This window comes from Rhodocytophaga aerolata, assembly GCF_030503435.1.
Lineage (GTDB): Bacteria > Bacteroidota > Bacteroidia > Cytophagales > 172606-1 > Rhodocytophaga > Rhodocytophaga aerolata.
The window spans coordinates 115,771-134,404 of sequence record NZ_JAUKPO010000016.1; the positions used below are offsets into that span (position 1 = coordinate 115,771).

Here is an 18,634-nt window from a genome sequence, read left to right on the forward strand (position 1 = left end):
TATAACTGTGTCTTCCGTAATTTATTTTACTTAGTTAACCTTCCTTAAATCAATGTCCGTATGAAAAAAAAGTTTTACTATTCTTCAGGCAGGCTATACATATCCGTATGGCTTGTATTTTGGAGTGCCATCACTATGGCTCAGACGAAAACCGTATCTGGCAGAGTCACGGCAGAAGAAGACAATACCGCCCTGCCAGGGGTAAATATTGTTGTAAAAGGAACCACTACCGGTGCTGTTACAGATGGCAGTGGAAATTATTCGATTTCGGTTCCAGGAAATGAGGCAACCCTTGTATTCACCTCTATTGGATACACGGCTCAAGAAGTACTAGTGGGAAACCGCAGTATCATCGATATCATGATGACATCGGATGTAAAATCGCTTCAGGAAGTGGTGGTAACCGGGTACACGACGCAAAACCGCCGCGATATTACTGGTGCGGTGTCGGTTGTAAAACCGCAGGAACTGCTAGCTACTCCGGCAGGTAATATACAGCAACAGCTACAAGGCCGGGTAGCGGGGGTGGTCACCAGTGGTACTGGCGTGCCGGGTGCCGGGGCAAAAGTCCGGGTGCGGGGCTTTGGTTCTTTTGGCAACAACGATCCGCTGTATATTGTAGACGGCGTACCTACCTACAACGTGAACAATATCAACCCGCAGGATATTGAATCAATGCAGGTATTGAAAGATGCCTCCGCTGCTTCTATATATGGGGCAAGGGCTGCCAACGGGGTAGTAATTATGACGACTAAAAAAGGTAAATCTGGCGTGCCAACCATCAGTGTAGATTCCTATTATGGCTTTCAGCGCGCACCCAAAGGCCCGGATATGCTCAATCCCACCCAGCTGGGGCAACTTTTCTGGGAGAGCCAACGCAATGCCGGACAGACACCCAGCCATCCACAGTACGGATCAGGTGCCGAACCCAGATTTCCAGATTATATCATTGCCGGTTCTACGGCTGGAGTAATGGAGGGGCATCCCAATACCGATCCGGCTTTATATAATATAGATTTTTCCCGCGATCTGCACCGTATTGTCCGATTCAACAAAGAGGGCACTGATCAATGGGCTGAATTATTCCGGACAGCGCCCATTCAGAGTCATCAGGTAAATGCTAGCGGTGGTACTGAGTTTAGCAATTATTCAGTAGGCCTCAACTACTTCGATCAGCAGGGCCTCATGCATTATACCGGCTACAAGCGGTATTCTTTGCGGGCCAATACCCAGTTTAAAGTAAAAAACCGGATCCGTATCGGAGAAAATGCCCAGATCAGCTATAACCAAGCCAAAGGTACCCGCTCAGGTGAAGAAGGTGGAGAAAGTTTTGTACTGCAGGCTATCCGGATTTATCCCTTTGTTCCACGCTACGATATTAACGGAAACTGGGGAGGTACTGCCGGTGCCGGAGCCGGAACTGGTCCTAACAACTATGCCGAACTGTATAGGAGCAAAGATAATACTAATTCTGCCATCCGGATGTTTGGCAATGTGTATGCGGAAGTGGATATTATCTCTGGCCTGACAGCGCGCACGTCATTCGGGGCCGATTACGAAACCCGGTATGGCCAGAACTATACCTTCCGTACCTACGAACGGGCTGAAAACATAGGAAGCAATGCCTACACCGAGCAAAACGACTATAACCTGAACTGGACCTGGACCAATACCCTGACCTATAAAAAGATATTTGCTGAAAAACATGACCTGACCTTACTGCTAGGGACCGAAGCCGTAAAAGAGACCGGCCGGGGCGTGTTTGGCAGAAGAATCAATTACTTTTCAGATGATCCGCTCTTCCGGGTTTTAACCCGTGGAGCTCCTGTTGGACAGGATAACAGCAGTTATGGATTTGCTTCCACCCTATCGTCTGTTTTTGGACGGGTGGATTATACCTTCAACGACCGCTATTTATTGAATGCTACCCTGAGACGAGACGGTTCTTCCAGATTTGGTAGTGAAAACCGGTATGGTGTATTTCCTGCTGCCAGTATCGGATGGCGTATTTCCAGTGAAGAGTTTATGAAAGGCGTACCTTTTATAAATGACCTGAAAATTCGGGCAGGATGGGGCCAGATGGGTAATCAGTTGAACGTAGACCGCGAAAATGCCTATAGCTTCTACCGTTCTACTCCCGGTAACTCTTCCTACGATCTGGGTGGCACCGGTAACTCGGTGATAATGGGTTTCGACATGGACCGGGTGGGATTTACCCGGACTAAATGGGAGGCAGCTACCACCACCAATCTTGGCCTGGATGCTTCCTTGTTTGACAACCGCTTTGATATTGCCCTCGACCTGTACAACCGTACTACTGAAGGGCTGCTGATCCGGGCACAAGCCCCTGGTACGCTCGGACATGCCACATTGCCATTTGTGAATGTGGGAGATATCCGCAACCGGGGTATAGACCTGACATTAGGTACCCGGGGCGATATTGGTGGCAGCGGCCTCAAATACGATGTGGTGCTTACGCTGGCTCATTATAAAAACGAAGCGCTGAAAGTAGGGGCTAACGAGAAAGATTTTATACAAGGCTCTGTTCTGCGCAATGTTGAAATTACCCGCAGTGAAGCCGGCCAACCTATTTCCTCTTTCCGGGGCTACACCATCGATGGTTTCTTTGAAACCCAGGAAGAAGTAGACGCAGGTCCGGATCAGCCGCAGAAAAGGGTAGGTTCCTGGAGAATACGCGATTTAAACAATGATGGCACCATTAACGCCCAGGATCAGTCTTATATCGGAAGCCCTCACCCGGATCTTACTGCCGGTCTGAACTTTACGCTTGCATACAGGGGTTTCGACCTCAACATCTTTCTGTATTCTGTGCTGGGTAACGAATTGTATAACAATACAAAATGGTGGACAGATTTCAATTCCTTCCAGGGAAACAGAAGTGTACGGATGCTGGAGCAATCCTGGAGGCCAGGGGCTGATAATTCCAATGCCGTGTTACCGATCTTAGACGCTACCGATACCTACAGCAACAGTATTGCCAATTCATATATGGTAGAAAGCGGATCTTATCTGCGTGCCCGTACCATTCAGCTAGGCTACAACTTTCCGGTATCCTTTACAAACCGCCTGGGAATGAACACCCTGCGGATATATGTGCAAGGACAGAACATGTTTACGATTACCAATTATTCAGGCATTGACCCAGATGTCAGTACCCTGGGTAGCGAAACTGGCATGGGGATAGATATGGGCTGGTATCCGAATCCGAAGCAATATTTATTGGGAATAAACCTGGCCTTTTAAGGAAACAACTTAGACAGGCAAACGGGTAGTTTAAAAACCATTCACACAAAATTAATCCGATATGAAAAATAGTATAACCATAGTTGCCATTTTTCTTCTGGCAGGTGCGGCCTTGGTCGCCTGTAAAGATTCATTTCTGGATGAGCCGCCCAGAGGTACATTCAGTGAAAGTATTCTGAAAAACCGGGCAGGCGTAGAAGGTATATTAGTTGGTGCATATTCTCTGCTCGACGGCGTTGGCGGACCTTCCGGAAACTGGGAAGCGGCCGGTTCCAACTGGGTGTTTGGCGATGTAGCTTCAGATGATGCTTACAAAGGAACGGATGCTGGCGACCAGATCGAAATTAACCCTATTGAACGGTACGAACCCTTACCCACCAATGGCTATTTCAATCTGAAATGGCGGCATCAGTACGATGGCGTTTCCCGGTCTAACGACGTACTCAGGCTCTTGCCGGAGGCTACCGACATTCCGGATGCAGAAAAACTCAGAATTACCGCTGAAGCCCGTTTTTTGCGGGGCTATTATCATTTCGATGCCAAACGGATGTGGAATATGGTGCCGTATGTAGATGAGAAGACGATTATATTCACTGACTTTACCACAGCCAATGTTCCGAACAATACCGATATATGGCCCAGAATTGAGGAAGATATCAAGTTTGCCTATGATAACCTGCCGGAAACTCAGGCACAAGTAGGCCGGGTAAATAAATGGGCAGCCGGTGCCTACCTCGGGAAAGTATATATGTACCAGAAGAAATTTGCAGAAGCGAAACAAGTGTTCGACAATGTAATTGCCAATGGAACGACGAGTGCCGGTAAAAAGTATGCATTGAATCCCCAGTACCACGACAACTTCCGTGTAAGTGGGAATAACAGTGCGGAATCTGTGCTGGCGGCACAAACCTCTGTAAATGATGGCGCCAATGGATTAAATGCCAACTGGGGCGACATCCTGAACTTTACCTACGGGGGAGGCCCTGGAGGCTGCTGCGGGTTTCATCAGCCTTCGCAAAACCTGGTAAATGCCCATAAAACGGATGCAAACGGACTTCCGCTGCTGGACACCTTTAATGAGGTAGATGTAAAAAATGACCAGGGCATTCTGGCTACTCAACCCTTTGACCCCTATGCCGGCAACCTGGACCCCAGACTCGACTGGTCTGTAGGCCGCAGAGGCATTCCTCACCTGGATTGGGGTAACCATCCCGGTGTAACCTGGATTCGCGACCAGGTATATGGAGGCCCTTACAGTCCTAAGAAAAATCACTACTATCAGGCAGATATTGGAAAAAATACAGATGGCGGCAGCTGGACGCAGGGCTTAACCAACATTAATATTAACCTGATGCGTTTTGCAGATGTGTTGCTGATGGCCGCAGAAGCAGAAGTAGAACTGGGAAATTTAGAGGCTGCCAGAACCTATGTGAACAGAATCCGGGAGCGGGCGCAAAATCCGGAAGGGTTTGTAAAACGGGCCGATGGCACAGCCGCTGCTACCTATGTAATTGGTACCTATACCACTCCCTGGATAGATGCAGCCACAGCCCGGAAAGCCGTGCGGTTTGAACGAAGGCTGGAACTGGCTATGGAAGGGCACCGCTTCTTTGACCTGGTGCGTTGGGGAATTGCTGCCGAAACTCTCAATACGTATCTGGCTAAAGAAAGGACCCTTCGCCAGTATCTGGTTGGTGCAACATTTAAACCCGGAGTAAATGAATATTTCCCGATACCTGAGCAGCAAATAGTCTTGAGCACTCAAGGTGGCCAACCGACCCTTCAACAGAATCCTGGTTACTAAACTTTTATAACAGATAATCAAGTTACTATTCTACCTGCATGGCCCTGGCTATGCAGGTTTTTTATTGCCATTTTCAGGGATTTAGCCGGGTGCCGCAATGCTTGCAGTACGCAGAACCAGTATCATGGTCTTGAGCCAGGCAGTTAGGGCAGGTCTGTGTACTGACGGTAGATTTATAGGAAATCTTAGAAAGTTCGGAAGTCACAATCCCGGTAGGTACAGCAATAATACCATATCCGGTAATCATGATAAAGGAAGCCAGGGCCTGTCCTAAAACCGTTTTTGGGGCAATATCTCCGTAGCCTACCGTTGTGAGGGTGACAATAGACCAGTAGATGCTTATGGGAATACTGGTAAACCCATTTTCCGGACCTTCTACCAGGTACATAAGCGTACCGGCAATAATAACAATGCTTACTACTGTCAACAAGAACACCACAATCTTATGCCTGCTGGCTTTCAAAGCTGTTGTCAGTACGGTAGCTTCGCCTAAATACCTGCTCAACTTTAAAATCCGGAATATCCGCAGCAGCCGGATGGTCCGGATCACCAGCAAATACTGCGACCCTACAAACACAATACTCAGGTAGGTAGGAATAATTGCCAGAAAGTCGATGATACCCAGAAAACTGAATATATACCGCCGTGGATTTCGGACGGCAATAAGCCTGGCAAGGTACTCTGCGGTAAACAGAAAAGTAAAAAACCATTCAAGGGTACGAAGCCAGTCTCCGTAGTTGGCTTGTATGCTGCTTACACTCTCCAGCATCACTACCACAATGCTCAGAAGTATGGCTATCAACAGGGCAATATCAAATCTTCTGCCGGCAGGTGTATCAGCCTCAAAGATGATCTCGTAGAGGCGGTTTCGCCAGGTAGTATGAAATGTTTTTTCAGATTGTTTTTGCATAAACTGACTATTACGTATCTACTAAGTAGGCAGATCCCCTGAACTGCCTGGGAGGATGCCACTGACAAGAAAACAGGAAATTACTGCCTTACCCCATCACAAGTTACTACGATCTGTTAACTTTAGCTGTTTACCGGTGGATATTTACAAATTATACAACAATAGGTAGCCATCAGCTAACTTTCCGGAAAATAATTTTCCCGGCCTGTAACTTTTCGCTTGTGTCTTTGTCTTACGGCCAACAACCATGCATGTAGCCATTGTTTTTGAATGATTTCAGTTGAGGAATATAACCTGGCGGTAAAAGAATATACCCGGCGTATATTCCGCTTTCTCTATAAATCGCTGAGAGACGAAGAAGCGGTGAATGATCTGGTGCAGGATTGTTACCTGAAACTGTGGCAGAATAAAGATTCCGTAGATCCGCAGAAAGTAAAAGCCTGGCTGTTTTCAGTGGCTTACCGGGCCATGCTCAATTATGTAAAAGCCCATACCAGAAAGGTGCCATGGCAGGAAGACAGTCATGCGCCGGCAGTGTTTCAGAAAAATGAATTTGACACCAGAGCCATCCTGGAAAAAGCCTTGAATGAACTACCTGCTTTACAAAAGTCTATACTCCTGCTGCGCGACCTGGAGGGCTATGAATATAAGGAAATAGGGGAGATTCTGGGAATTTCCGAAGCCCAGGTAAAAGTGTATTTGTTCCGGGCCAGGCAAAAAGTGAAAAATTATATTAAAGAATTAACCAATGTACTCTGATACCGGCAAGAAAACCAACATAGTCCTTAGTATACATTTTTGATCGTACAGTTGTAATTAATATTTGTTCTATGAAGCCATCCGCTGAAGATTGGGAAAACCAGGAGTTAGATAAGCTGCTGTTTGAATACCTGGAAGGCAACCTGCCCGACGAGCAGGCCAGGGAACTGGAGAAGAAAGCCGCTAGTGATGCCTTGCTTGGTACAGAACTGGAATATTGGAAAGAAACTAAAGTAACAGCGGAACTTTACGATACACATTTGCTGGAAGAGAGACTAGTAAGAGTAGAAAGCATACCTGCCAAACAACCGGTGGAATCCACTAAAAACACTAACGCATCCTTGTATGCATTTGTCTGGCTGGTGTGTATATGCAGTGTGTGGCCAATAAGATTAAAGCAAGAGAAAACTACGCTGGCACCAAAGTACATTGTTGAAATTCTCGCCAGAGAGAAGAGTACCCCCATTTTGGCAATCGTAGAACAAAAACAGGAAACAAGGTTTACTAAGAGGAATTCAGAAACTCAGAAGCGGGATTTACCAATCTCTACTTCCCTCTATACTGAAAAGACTATACCGCACTTGCCAGACCTGAGAAAAGTTGAATCAAATCAACTACCTGTTTCTCGGCAAATACAAGAGATACGGATACCAGCCTCAGCCTCAAAAAAGCTAAGAGTTCCGGCCATACCGGCTACCAGGACGATTACCCGCAAACAAGCCAGACAGATTGCCCGCATGAAAGAAAAAGCGCTACAGCGGCGCATGGCCAATGAGTTTTTGAAAGGCCGGGTGCCCTATGTGGTTCCTCTGAATACTCAAAACTTTTAACTCACCTATAGAATGTTCAAACTTTTAACAACAATTATTATTACGTTCGGCTTTCTCTTGCCGATTATTTCTTTTGGACAATATGCTCCTTTAGGAACATTACCGATGCAGTATAACCCTTCTTTCGCTGGACAGTCAGGTGGGCCAAGAGTCAGTTCTAATATCCGGTATGGATTAAATGATTATAGCAATGGCCGGTCTCAAGGAGCATCTGTTTACACCTCTTATGACCAGTTTATTCCGGCTATCAGGAGCGGAATTAGTGTTGCAACTAACTACGATAATGCGCAGGCTAGATATGAATATAGTTGGGATTCCAGTTATTATTACTCAGAAAATGTTGGATTTACTGTATCTGCAGCACCTAAAATATCTATAAAGGGCAAATACACTATATCTCCTTCGATTGATTTAGGTTATTCTGTTTGGGATATTACATCAAATATCAGATGGATTCCCGATACTACCTATAATATAGATGGAAAACAACACGGCCTAAGCAGCCGGGCCGGTATCTTATTCAATACCAATAAGTTTTATGCAGGGTACACCATCCAGTTATTTAACTCTATATTAAAAAATAGTGCTGTTGATTTGAACAGAGTTCAATCATATACATTTCTCTCCTATGTTCAAGTAGGACATATCTTTCAAAGAAGTTCACAATCTAAATTTTCCTTTACGCCTCAGATTGTTCTGGAAATCTCCCGGATGAATTATTTTGAAGATAGAGTTTCTCTACGCTTATCTGCGTACAACCTGAATTTCCGCTATAAAAACTTTATCTGGGGGTTAAATAATGAGGGATTGCATGTGGGCTGGCAAACAGATAAATTCAGGGTAATGCTGACAAACGATGTAGGTGTCTTTAGTAAGTATGCATCCAACAACGACTATACCGGCAATCTTTCTTTCCGTTATATTTTCAACAGCAAAGATTACAGGCCGGGTAGGACATGGTAATAAATCAACGTTTGGGCAAAGTAATACTGACTTTTGTTTCCTTATGTTCAAACGAAAAAAATGGTCTAGTATCTTTTTTCAATAGCTATGTTCAAACTTTTAACCTTTGTTGTTCTTTCAGCTGGAATACTTTTGTCGCAGCCTACTTTTGGGCAAGGCTGGGCTGATATTCCCCTGGGTGCAATGCCGATGCAGTATAATCCCTCGTTTGCCGGACAAATGGGCGGGCCACGAATCAGTTCAAGTATGGGGTATGATGTGCTAAAGTTTGCCTATACAGCTGCGCCTGAGTCCCGCAAAAGGTCTTACAGCCTGTATACGTCGTATGACCAGTTTATTTCTGCTATAAGATCTGGCATAGGCATTACGGCTGGTGTTGAGAGAGATAAGAATAGCTTTAATTCAATTGACATAAACAATAAGCATGTCCGGCAAGATATGACTGAAAGAAGTAGATTTCTTTCCGTAGCGGTGGCTCCTAAATTATCTATACATGGAAAATACACGCTTTCTCCTTCTGTGGATATTGCCTATGCTACGTTCCGGTCACATACTATCCATTATCCTGATTACCCTGCTGACTCTGGCCGGAGAGACATTAAATTTTATAAACCAGGAGTGGCAAAGCAAGGCAGGGCTTTTGTTCAATACAAATAAGTTTTACATGGGGTATTCAGTGGTCTTGTTTAATTACCTTAAAAACCCGGCTACCAATTCGTTTTTGAACGTAAAAGAAAATTTTCAGTCATTTTTACAGCTAGGCTATACCTTCCAAAGGCGTTCAACCTCAAAGTTTACGTTTACTCCCCAGCTATTGCTGAGTATATCAAAGTTTCATAGTACGGCTCCATTGCGGCTGCAGTTTGAAGATATTATAATCAACTTCCGGTATCAGCAGTTTATATGGGGAGGCAATAACCGGGGCATTCATCTGGGCTGGCAAACCGATCAACTGCGGATACTATTCACCAATTCATTAGGTATAGGTGGAGGCAGCGGTACCAACCATTTTCGCTATATTGGCAATCTGTCTGTGAGGTACATTCTCAGTAGTAAAAATCAACGTGTAGGCAGGTCCTGGTAGTAGGGGTAGCAAGCTACATACGAGTATCATGGCCAAGTAATACCTATTTAAATTTAAATCACCGTGTTTGATTTATTGATGAGAATTTAATGAAATGACTATGTTCAAACACGTAACAACCATATTGACTTTAGTAGTAGGGATGCAGGCTCTTTGCTGTATGGGGCAAGAAAATCCGTTAGGCGCCTTGCCTATGGAGTATAACCCTGCCTTTGCCGGACAAATGAGCAGCTTTAGAATCAGTTCAGCTAGCGGATATACATTTGACAGAGGTTTTACCACTCATTCACAGGAACATTTTGTGCGTTCCTCCCTTTCTTACGACCAGTTTATTCCTGCTCTCAGGACAGGTATTGGCCTTACCGCCGGCTCAGGATGGAACCAGTCAGGTTATTCTTTTAATATCAGAAGTCAGGGGCTAAGTTTATCCATCGCTCCCAAATTTTCCATAGAAGGGAAGTATACGGTTTCGCCTGCGCTGGAGATTGGGTATGGACAGACCAATAGTATGTGGCCTCGTTACCGGATAGACCGGGATAGTAGTTTTGATAAATTGGTTGGCAAAGCCTACGGGATCAGTAGCAAAGCAGGGCTTCTGTTTAATTCCAATAAATTATATCTGGGATATGCTGTTTCGCTGTTCAGGCATACTACCGGAAGTAGATTACTAATTCCTGCTCGAGGGTTTAATTCCTATCTGCAGGCAGGCTATACCTTCCAAAGAAGTGCCCAGTCTGCTTTTTCATTTACCCCTCAACTCGTTATCCAGATTTCCAGGCTCAGTCATCAGCCGAAAGTACATGTTGGTGTAGAAGCTTATAACTTTACTTTCCGCTATAAGCACGTAATATGGGGCATAAATAATGCCGGCATCCATGTGGGCTGGCAAACAGAGAAACTCCGGCTCATGCTGAGTAATGATGCAGGTGTTTTTAACAGAAATGGCGCTGACACTATGTATTCTGGCAACCTTTCTTTCCGCTACGTTTTCAGCAGGAAGAACCAGATTCCTGGAAGAGGTTGGTAGAGTTGGACTATACCTTACAAGTTGAAAAAGTCTGTGAGGTGTATAGGCAATCGACTAGATACTGATTTTCTCACTAAACCTGGCAATGGCATCGGGGTTGCCGAATACATATAATACATCATCCTGCAGAATGCGGGTATCAGGATGTATTTCCGTAATAAACTGATTATCCCGTTTAATGGTCAGTACGGTTATGCCAAACACTTTCCGTATCTGCGATTCCCCAATTTTTTTACCTACAATGGCATTGTTTCCCTGTTGCACGGCAAGCGTAGAAATATCCATGTCCGGCATATCCAGTTCCAGGCGTTTCTCGGGTTTGCCTGTGTTGGTGGATGGCCGCAGCATCTGGTAATTGTCTGCCCGGATTTCCCTGGTAAATGCTTCTATTTCATTCTGTGGCACCAGGTATTTATTGAGAACTCTGGTAAATATTTCAATGGATGTTTCAAACTCTTCTGGAATTACTTCATCGGCTCCCAGTTTAAAGTTTTCGTCCATTTCCTGGATAAACCGTGTCCGGATAATAATATAGGCTTTCTGGGTAATAGACCGGATATTTACAATTATTTTCTTGGTAGCCGCCGGGTCAGAAATAGCTACCACTACCACTCTAGCTTTGTGTATTTGCACATGATGCAAAATAACATCGCCGGTAGCATCTCCATAGGTAATGGGCTTGCCACTGGCCCGCTCGGTGCGTACAGTATCCGGGTTTAGCTCAATAATCACATAAGGAATGTTGGCCCGGGTTGCCGCCTTGGCTACGTTACGTCCGTTAATTCCATAGCCGATGATAATAATATGGTCACTGTAGGAAGTTTCCGCAACCTGGCTGGCTTCCAGTGGCCGGGCTTTACGTACCAGTCTTCTTCGTTGCCGGAAGGGCAGCGGAGCGCGGAGCAATACATAGCTGATCCGGTCTGAGGCAGCAATAAGAAAAGGGGTGGCAGCCATCGTAAGGATGGAAATGGCCAGAAAATACTGGTAAGAGGTGTGCGAAAGCAGGTTGTTCGCTAAGCCGGTTTTTGATAGAATAAAGGCAAATTCACCTACCTGGAAAAGAGATAAACCTACCATAATTGAAGTACGCTTGGGGAAGCGAAGTATGGCCGCTGCCGATGCAGCAATGGCAGCTTTGAGAACAATAGTAAGCAGGGTAAATAAAGCTACGGAGGGGATGTGGTGAAAAACGAAGGAAACATCCAGCAGCATACCAATGGACACGAAGAAAAAGCTAGTGAACAGCTCCCGGAAGGGGAGTATGTTGCTGGTTGCCTGATGGCTGTATTCCGATTCGGAAATAATAAGACCAGCCAGGAATGCACCCAGGGCCAGAGACAATCCCATACTGGACGTAAGCCAGGCCACTGCAAAACAGATAACTACAATGGCCAGAATAAATAATTCTTTGCTTTTAGTATTAGCTACCATATACAACAACCTGGGTACCACAAACCTGGCACTTAAAATAACAAAGCCAATAATAAACAATCCTTTCATGAGCAGAAAGAGCAGGGTAGTGGTCACATTCTCTGCCTTTCCTGCAATTAGCGGCGTAAAAAGCATCATGGGTACTACAATGATATCCTGGAAAATAAGTATGGCCAGGGATATTTTTCCGTGTGGACTATTAATTTCCCCTTTCTCCTGGAGTAGTTTTAAAACAATGGCTGTACTACTGAGTGAAAACAAAAATCCGATAAATATGGCTTCTGCTCCCGAAAAACCTAAACTACTACCGACGAGGACGGCGGCCAGTATAGTTACGCCCACCTGCCAGGTGCCGCCCAGAAAAACGGCTTTTTGTATAGCTGCCAGGCTTTTCAACGAAAACTCCAGGCCAATAATGAAAAGCAGGAGAATTACCCCGATCTCTGCCAGCATTTCCACATTATGTGCCGATTCAGTGATTAAATTTAATCCATGCGGCCCGGCAAGTATGCCCGTCATCAGGAAGCCCAGAATAGTGGGCAGTTTAATTTTCTGAAAGAGCAAAAGCACTCCGACAGATAATCCGAGTATGACAACAATATCCTGTAAAAAAGGTGTTTCCATCTGGTTGGAAGCAAAACGGTGTACGTAACATTGGTTGTTTTGTCAAACAAAAAAAGGGTTTTATATGCTGAGAAACAAAAATTATACAACTATCCCTGCCATAAAAACTCTAAACTCCGTAACAGAGCGTGCCGGGCAATACATCACCATTGGTTGATGGAAAACAAATTTGTATACTTACAGTTGTTTCTAGCATATTTAAGAAAACTTCCTATGAAAACAGTTAAGATTATATTTATAAGTCTGGTAGTGCTTATTCTACTGGTAGGTGGGTATTATATTTTTGGCAGCTACAGCGAAGGTTCCAGGGCTGGCACAATTGTAAAACTCAGCAGGCGGGGAGTGCTGGTAAAAACATATGAAGGGCAATTGAACCTGGGTGGATTTTCCGGAGAAACCGGCAGCCCGGCTTCCTCCCTGTGGGATTTTTCTGTATCCTCCGGCCAGGAAGATGTAATCCGGCAGCTGGAAGAGGCATCTCTCAACGGTAAGCGGGTAAAGCTATACTATAAAGAGAAGTTTTTTCAATTATCGTGGCGCGGCGATACCAAATATTTTGTCTATAAAGTAGAATCCGGCCCCCAACTTTAATTATGCTTTTTTCCTGAACCCAGACTCTTATAGTGTGGGTTTTTTTTTGCGGTATGCTTTCAGACATTTAAATCCTGGTAGCTTTTATAAAATTAAATTTTATGTTCAGCAGCAAGCCAAAGGACTCCAACGGAGAGGTAACTTTAGCTGGAAACTCATGTAAATTCTTACTGCTGTAGGTTGCAGAAATTTCTGCTAGGCACTCCATAAAATATATTCATTGCAGCTACCTTTACAGCTGAATTTCTGCTTGAAATTAATTTTCCACCTGCATGGAACATACATATACAGCTACCATTCAATGGACAGGCAATTTAGGGCAAGGTACCCAACACTATAAAGCGTACAACCGGAACCACACCATTCATATTGAAAACAAAGCTGATATTCTGGGCTCTTCTGATCCGGCCTTCCGCGGCGATGCAGGCAGGCATAATCCGGAACAGTTATTTATTTCGTCTCTGGCAACCTGCCATATGTTGTGGTATCTGCATTTGTGTGCAGTAAACGGAGTAGTGGTGGTTGAATATACCGACCATGTAAGCGGAACGATGCAGGAATCGCCTGATGGCAGTGGTTTTTTTACCGGAGTCACACTGTACCCTGTTGTAACTGTCACAGAACAAGCCATGCTGGAAAAAGCCATGAGTTTACATCAGCAGGCCAATAAGATGTGTTTTATTGCTAACTCTGTGAAATGTCCGGTAAACCACAGGCCAGAAGTGAAGCTTGCTTCATCCGTTTAGCCGGCGTTTTCAGAACATCTTTTCTCTATAGGATACGTTACTTCTTCTTAGTATGGGTTTCCAGTAAGTGTAGTGTATGCGCCAGACTTTTTTTGTTTTCCCAGCTTTGATGGCCTGGTATCACATAACTTGGGTCAGGAAACTGCTTTTGCACATTGCGGATAGTGGCAGGCCAAGCATTCAGGTTAGCATCCGATAAATTACCCATATCCTGTGTTTCGGTGCTCTTAATCAGGCAGCCACCATATAATACTTTTTCTTTCGGTAACCACACCACAATATTGTCCTTAGAATGGCCCTCGCCAGGATAAAAGGCCTGTATCCGGTGATTGCCTACCTGGAAGGTAGTATCGGCACGGAAGTAGTTTGCTGCCTGGGGATTGTTATGTGTCTTGCAAAGGTCATAGGTTAATTTGCTGGAGTAGGTTTGTATACCTTGCTGTTTGTAATAATCCAGTCCTGCGGTGCGGTCTGTGTGGTAATGGGTAGATATGCATAACACTACCTTTGTATTGTGTTTACGCTGAATACTATCCAACAGTGGCTGGAATTGCGTTTTATCCCAAGGGGTATCAATCAGTACGGCACCCTGGCTGGTAAGCAGGTATAAGCTATTGGAAGGAAATAGTTCGCCCTTATAGGTATTATAGGTGGTATATACATATACATCGCCTGTCAGGCGCTTAATTACCAATGGAGGCTGCGCAGGTATGGTAGCTTTATCGGGGAGTGTATGTGTTGAAAAAAAGGAAATAAACAAGCTAAGGGCAAATGGGAAAAACAGGCTTAGGTTCATCATGCGATATTATCACATTTCCGGGATTATACAATCTTACTCAGCTATTTTTTTAACAAAGAAGCGATTATGTACTGTGGTTAATTTGAATTATGCGGATAAAAAAAGGAGACTCTTTTCAGTCTCCCGCATCCTTTGTTAAATTTTTCTTATTTGGTGCCTCCGTATACATGGCCTATTTCCTGGTCAGTAACCAGCTTGGCATTTTCATCGCGGATGGTCACACTTTCTACCCGGCCAATAAATAGTACATGGTCACCCTGGGTGTGTATAGCATCCACCAGGTGGCATTCAATGGCTAAAGGGCAAGCAGCAAGCAAGGGAGAACCCGTTGCACCGTTTTCAAAAGAAAACCCATTTAAGGCATCGTCCGACACGGCGGTTTTGCCACCAAAAGCCTGAATAAGTTGCTGATTGGCAGAACCAATAAAGTTTAAGGCGAAAACCCGGCTTTTGGAAATGGTTTCGTTCAGGTCGCTTTGCTTTTGTACAGCTACCATTACCAGGGGAGGTGTAAACGATACCTGGCTCACCCAGGATACCGTGCCAGCTGCTATATAATCTTCGCTGCGCTGGCTAAGTTCTTCCGCTTTTTTTCTGGTAGTAAGAATATAAAATCCGTAAGTGAATTTGCGTAAAGCCTGATTAAATTCTTCCGGCAGGTTTGCTCTTGCAGACATAATGATTTCAGGTTAGGTTGGTTTATGTTACTATGTTAATTAAAAGATTAAGTATCTAGATTATTGGCTTTACGGGTAAACCAAGAGCAGGGTTGGTGAAATTGCCAAAAACTTTCGGTAGCAGCTCTACGCAAAAATGTTCCTAGGCAGATATAAAACAAAAAAGGCATACGAACGACGTATGCCTTTTTTGTCTTATGTTACAACTGCTACTTAGGTAGTCTTTGGATTTTTGGGTTTTTTAATCCCAGATGTATCCGTAGTACCGCCTACTGGAGTAGTAGTGGCTGCCGGAGCAGCTGTAGTAGCTGTAGTTGTAGTGCCAGTACCAGACGACTTCTTAGATATTTTATTGATTGTGTCGTTAAGCTGAGTACTTAGCTGGCCTGTCAAATCATTGGCTTTTTTAGATAGATCTGAAGCTTTTTCGGTAGCTTTTTTAGATAAATCATTTGCCTTTTTAGAAAGGTCGTTTGCTTTTTGGGCTATAAATTTTCTGTTTCCTTCGCCAGTATCCGGAGAAAGTAACATGCCTGCCGCAAGACCGGCAGCTGCACCAAGTACAAAACTCAGTAAAATATTAGAATTGTCGTTATTCAGATTGTCATTCATAATTATGGACTGTTTTAGTGGATAATACACATAAAAAAATGCCTAGTAACAGGATCTTCTCCACTTACCAAGCAACCGGTATAACTTCTACCTTTATTTAGTTGACAAGGTTGCAGAAAAGATGGAAAAATCTCAATCATTCTTATGTAAAGCTCAAAATTATATATAATTCCTAAATTGTCAAGGTAATTTTTACGATTAGTAACAATTCGTGTTGAACGGTCATACGAAGAACGGTTCTTTCAGCTGACTTTTTTGGTAGGTTAGCCCATTGTTCTATTTACGGCTGATCGTGATACCTGGCCAGTCATCGGTACGGAAGGGGGAAGCAGGTAAACCTTCTTTATTATACAAATTTGCTTTATCGGGATTGTTTGCCCATGCATAACGCACGGCTACCGGGTTTTGTACCTGGTTGCTGGAAACCACTACGGTATTGCCTTCGATCTTTGCATCTGCCCACATAAATTTTTTATCCGGCCCGGCTATCGCAAATTCTTTTAACTCTCCTCCTTTGGCTACTAGCCCTCCTCCTGCGTTCTCAAAGGTGAGAATAATTTTGTTACCTACAGTTTTAATCGACTTATAGGTAGGGCCTGAATATACCGTATTTTCATTATATGCTGTTTTTTGTGCAGCCATAGCCAATCGTTTGCCTACATCTTGTTTATTTCTGGGATGAATATCATTCGCATCGCCCACATCTATAATGACGGCCATGCCGGTTTTGGGCAGCGAAAGTGTCATGGATTGAGCTTCGCGGAGTTCGGCCCAGTCGCTTTCTACCGGCTGGCTTTCTACCTTCATAAAATTGGCTAGTTGAACAAACAGAAAAGGAAAATCCTGCTTCCATTGCTTACGCCAATCTTTGATCATTGCCGGAAAAAGGGTGCGGTATTGGTAGGCCCTGCCTGCATTGCTTTCACCCTGATACCATATGGCGCCTTTAATGGCAAAGGGCACCAGGGGAGCGATCATGGCATTGTAAAGGACAGTTGGCGAATTCTGATTAACTGTTACTTTGGGTTTGGCAGGCATTTGCGAAATATCCAGAGCCGTCTGGTATTGCCATTTATCTGCTAACGAAACAAGAATTTTATCTCCGGCGGTAAGTTTTAGGTTATCTGCTTGTCCATACACACCGCCGCCACCTCCGGTATCTACCACACGAATGGTGATACTGTTTTTTCCTGCTTTTACCAGCTTTCCAGGAATGGTATATTTTCTGTCAATATTGTATCCATTGGTAGCTCCTACAAGTTCACCATTAAACCAGGTGCTATCGGCATCGTCAATGGAAGCCAGGTGTAAAGTCAGTTCTTTGCCTGCTTCATTATCTGGAATCATTACTTCTTTGCGGAACCAGACAATACCATCATAATCTGGCAAATCCGTGGTTTCCCATAACATAGGCAACGTCATAACCGGCCAGTCGGCAGCGTTGAACGCTGGCGCATACCATTTAGTAGCAGCAGCCAAACCTCTGTCGCCACCACTAACCTTGCTTTGCCATTCTTTGAGTTTGGTTTGGTATTCCTGCATCTGTGCTTGAATGCCGGAACCATTCTTTTCCAGGTCGTTCACAGCCGTTTGATATTCAGGAAACGCCTTTAAAGCTTCAGTGCTTGTCCAGGCTTCGGAGGGTGTGCCTCCCCATTCGGAAGTAATAACACCTACTGGCACTTTATACCGCTGATGCAAATCCCTGGCAAAAAAATAGCCTACCGCCGAAAAATCACCGGCAGTTTCAGGGCTGCATATTTCCCATCCTTTACTCTCAAATTCGGTTAGCGGTTGGGTAGCGATAGCATTGGTTACATCCAGAAACCGGATCTGGGGAAAGTTGGCATTGGCTATTTCCTGCTCAAAATTGTTTACCGTATGCGATAGTTTCCACTCCATATTGGATTGGCCGGAAGCCAGCCACACATCTCCAACCAGGATATCCTTAATTGTAAGGGTATTTTTTCCGGCAATGGTCATTTCATAGGGGCCACCTGCTTTCATAGCCGGAAGGGTAAGCATCCATTTACCCTGTGTATCTGGCTTGGCCGTATATTTTTTTCCCAGGAAGGTAAGGGTGACGGTTTCGCCTGCATCTGCCCAACCCCAGACAGGCAATTTGGCATCACGCTGTAAAATCATGTGGTCACCCACTAATTTTGGCAGGCGGACATCAGCAAATGACTCTAGTGAAAGAAGGGCAAGTAAGCAGCAACAAATTATGCGTCCATAATGGCTGACTTTTTTCATAAGTAGGATAAGGTTTTCGGTTGTATAAAGTAAGACAAGTCTACAAAGTAGTAAATATTTTCACAGAATTATTATATGTTTTATAGCTACCGGTTATAAATAAAAATTCCGCTCTTGCGAAGCGGAATTTTTGACAACTGAATAGCTGAAATAAAATGTTTTTGGATTAAATATGCCAGCCTTTATTTACTAACTAATAAGATAGCTTCTCAAACTATATTATCTTAAATCTATTAGAACCGCTACTGATGCAAACC

At 44.4% G+C, this 18,634-nt stretch carries 16 protein-coding genes; 10 read left to right on the plus strand and 6 right to left on the minus strand.

The features are described 5' to 3' along the window. Positions 1-60 precede the first annotated feature (60 nt). Positions 61-3,264: a SusC/RagA family TonB-linked outer membrane protein gene (locus tag Q0590_RS22870; protein WP_302039938.1), complete on the plus strand. Its 3,204-nt coding sequence runs from the start codon at positions 61-63 to the stop codon at positions 3,262-3,264. Positions 3,265-3,325: 61 nt separating this feature from the next. After that, the gene (locus tag Q0590_RS22875) at positions 3,326-5,068 is read left to right on the plus strand and encodes a RagB/SusD family nutrient uptake outer membrane protein (protein WP_302039939.1); all 1,743 of its coding nucleotides are present in this window, start codon (positions 3,326-3,328) and stop codon (positions 5,066-5,068) included. A 73-nt stretch (positions 5,069-5,141) separates the two neighbouring features. Here Q0590_RS22875 and Q0590_RS22880 read toward each other — a convergent pair whose 3' ends face one another. Continuing rightward, entirely contained in the window at positions 5,142-5,978 is an 837-nt protein-coding gene (locus tag Q0590_RS22880) for an ion transporter (RefSeq protein WP_302039940.1), read from the minus strand. Positions 5,979-6,248: 270 nt separating this feature from the next. Here Q0590_RS22880 and Q0590_RS22885 point away from each other — a divergent pair, with 270 nt between their 5' ends. From Q0590_RS22885 to Q0590_RS22910, 6 genes are all read left to right on the plus strand, one after another. Next, positions 6,249-6,737 carry an RNA polymerase sigma factor gene (locus Q0590_RS22885; protein ID WP_302039941.1) on the plus strand — a complete coding sequence of 163 codons (489 nt, stop codon included), beginning with the start codon at positions 6,249-6,251 and terminating at the stop codon, positions 6,735-6,737. Positions 6,738-6,808: 71 nt separating this feature from the next. Further along, positions 6,809-7,567 (plus strand): hypothetical protein, encoded by a 759-nt coding sequence (locus Q0590_RS22890; protein WP_302039942.1) that lies wholly within the window; start codon positions 6,809-6,811, stop codon positions 7,565-7,567. A 12-nt stretch (positions 7,568-7,579) separates the two neighbouring features. Continuing rightward, positions 7,580-8,530, plus strand: a complete 951-nt coding sequence (locus Q0590_RS22895; RefSeq protein WP_302039943.1) for a PorP/SprF family type IX secretion system membrane protein — start codon at positions 7,580-7,582, stop codon at positions 8,528-8,530. 87 nt (positions 8,531-8,617) lie between these two features. Continuing rightward, positions 8,618-9,187: a hypothetical protein gene (locus Q0590_RS22900; RefSeq protein ID WP_302039944.1), complete on the plus strand. Its 570-nt coding sequence runs from the start codon at positions 8,618-8,620 to the stop codon at positions 9,185-9,187. A gap of 7 nt (positions 9,188-9,194) precedes the next feature. Further along, positions 9,195-9,614: a hypothetical protein gene (locus Q0590_RS22905; protein WP_302039945.1), complete on the plus strand. Its 420-nt coding sequence runs from the start codon at positions 9,195-9,197 to the stop codon at positions 9,612-9,614. A gap of 100 nt (positions 9,615-9,714) precedes the next feature. Further along, positions 9,715-10,641 (plus strand): PorP/SprF family type IX secretion system membrane protein, encoded by a 927-nt coding sequence (locus Q0590_RS22910; RefSeq protein WP_302039946.1) that lies wholly within the window; start codon positions 9,715-9,717, stop codon positions 10,639-10,641. A gap of 54 nt (positions 10,642-10,695) precedes the next feature. On the opposite strand, the gene Q0590_RS22915 is transcribed toward Q0590_RS22910, so the two are convergent. After that, positions 10,696-12,699 carry a monovalent cation:proton antiporter family protein gene (locus Q0590_RS22915; protein ID WP_302039947.1) on the minus strand — a complete coding sequence of 668 codons (2,004 nt, stop codon included), beginning with the start codon at positions 12,697-12,699 and terminating at the stop codon, positions 10,696-10,698. 213 nt (positions 12,700-12,912) lie between these two features. On the opposite strand from Q0590_RS22915, the gene Q0590_RS22920 reads away from it, so the two are divergent. Both Q0590_RS22920 and Q0590_RS22925 read left to right on the plus strand, forming a co-directional pair. Next, on the plus strand, positions 12,913-13,290 hold the full coding sequence (locus tag Q0590_RS22920) for a DUF8785 domain-containing protein (RefSeq protein WP_302039948.1): 378 nt from the start codon (positions 12,913-12,915) through the stop codon (positions 13,288-13,290). Positions 13,291-13,562: 272 nt separating this feature from the next. Then, positions 13,563-14,036, plus strand: coding sequence for an OsmC family protein (locus Q0590_RS22925; protein ID WP_302039949.1), 474 nt, complete (start codon positions 13,563-13,565; stop codon positions 14,034-14,036). 37 nt (positions 14,037-14,073) lie between these two features. Here Q0590_RS22925 and bla read toward each other — a convergent pair whose 3' ends face one another. The 4 genes from bla to Q0590_RS22945 form a co-directional block, all read right to left on the minus strand. Further along, entirely contained in the window at positions 14,074-14,835 is a 762-nt protein-coding gene (bla, locus tag Q0590_RS22930; RefSeq protein WP_302039950.1) for a BlaB/IND/MUS family subclass B1 metallo-beta-lactamase, read from the minus strand. A gap of 146 nt (positions 14,836-14,981) precedes the next feature. Beyond that, positions 14,982-15,512, minus strand: a complete 531-nt coding sequence (locus Q0590_RS22935) for a flavin reductase family protein (RefSeq protein ID WP_302039951.1) — start codon at positions 15,510-15,512, stop codon at positions 14,982-14,984. A gap of 213 nt (positions 15,513-15,725) precedes the next feature. Further along, entirely contained in the window at positions 15,726-16,124 is a 399-nt protein-coding gene (locus tag Q0590_RS22940) for a YtxH domain-containing protein (RefSeq protein ID WP_302039952.1), read from the minus strand. Between the two features lie 276 nt (positions 16,125-16,400). Then, positions 16,401-18,377: a sialate O-acetylesterase gene (locus tag Q0590_RS22945; RefSeq protein WP_302039953.1), complete on the minus strand. Its 1,977-nt coding sequence runs from the start codon at positions 18,375-18,377 to the stop codon at positions 16,401-16,403. Positions 18,378-18,634: the final 257 nt, after the last annotated feature.

Coding starts and splice junctions, on each gene's coding strand:
- bla (WP_302039950.1), bottom strand. CDS start 14,835: ATGATGAACCTAAGCCTGTTTTTCCCATTTGCCCTTAGCTTGTTTATT.
- Q0590_RS22915 (WP_302039947.1), bottom strand. CDS start 12,699: ATGGAAACACCTTTTTTACAGGATATTGTTGTCATACTCGGATTATCT.
- Q0590_RS22895 (WP_302039943.1), top strand. CDS start 7,580: ATGTTCAAACTTTTAACAACAATTATTATTACGTTCGGCTTTCTCTTG.
- Q0590_RS22900 (WP_302039944.1), top strand. CDS start 8,618: ATGTTCAAACTTTTAACCTTTGTTGTTCTTTCAGCTGGAATACTTTTG.
- Q0590_RS22875 (WP_302039939.1), top strand. CDS start 3,326: ATGAAAAATAGTATAACCATAGTTGCCATTTTTCTTCTGGCAGGTGCG.
- Q0590_RS22920 (WP_302039948.1), top strand. CDS start 12,913: ATGAAAACAGTTAAGATTATATTTATAAGTCTGGTAGTGCTTATTCTA.
- Q0590_RS22890 (WP_302039942.1), top strand. CDS start 6,809: ATGAAGCCATCCGCTGAAGATTGGGAAAACCAGGAGTTAGATAAGCTG.
- Q0590_RS22910 (WP_302039946.1), top strand. CDS start 9,715: ATGTTCAAACACGTAACAACCATATTGACTTTAGTAGTAGGGATGCAG.
- Q0590_RS22945 (WP_302039953.1), bottom strand. CDS start 18,377: ATGAAAAAAGTCAGCCATTATGGACGCATAATTTGTTGCTGCTTACTT.
- Q0590_RS22935 (WP_302039951.1), bottom strand. CDS start 15,512: ATGTCTGCAAGAGCAAACCTGCCGGAAGAATTTAATCAGGCTTTACGC.
- Q0590_RS22885 (WP_302039941.1), top strand. CDS start 6,249: ATGATTTCAGTTGAGGAATATAACCTGGCGGTAAAAGAATATACCCGG.
- Q0590_RS22940 (WP_302039952.1), bottom strand. CDS start 16,124: ATGAATGACAATCTGAATAACGACAATTCTAATATTTTACTGAGTTTT.
- Q0590_RS22925 (WP_302039949.1), top strand. CDS start 13,563: ATGGAACATACATATACAGCTACCATTCAATGGACAGGCAATTTAGGG.
- Q0590_RS22905 (WP_302039945.1), top strand. CDS start 9,195: ATGGGGTATTCAGTGGTCTTGTTTAATTACCTTAAAAACCCGGCTACC.
- Q0590_RS22870 (WP_302039938.1), top strand. CDS start 61: ATGAAAAAAAAGTTTTACTATTCTTCAGGCAGGCTATACATATCCGTA.
- Q0590_RS22880 (WP_302039940.1), bottom strand. CDS start 5,978: ATGCAAAAACAATCTGAAAAAACATTTCATACTACCTGGCGAAACCGC.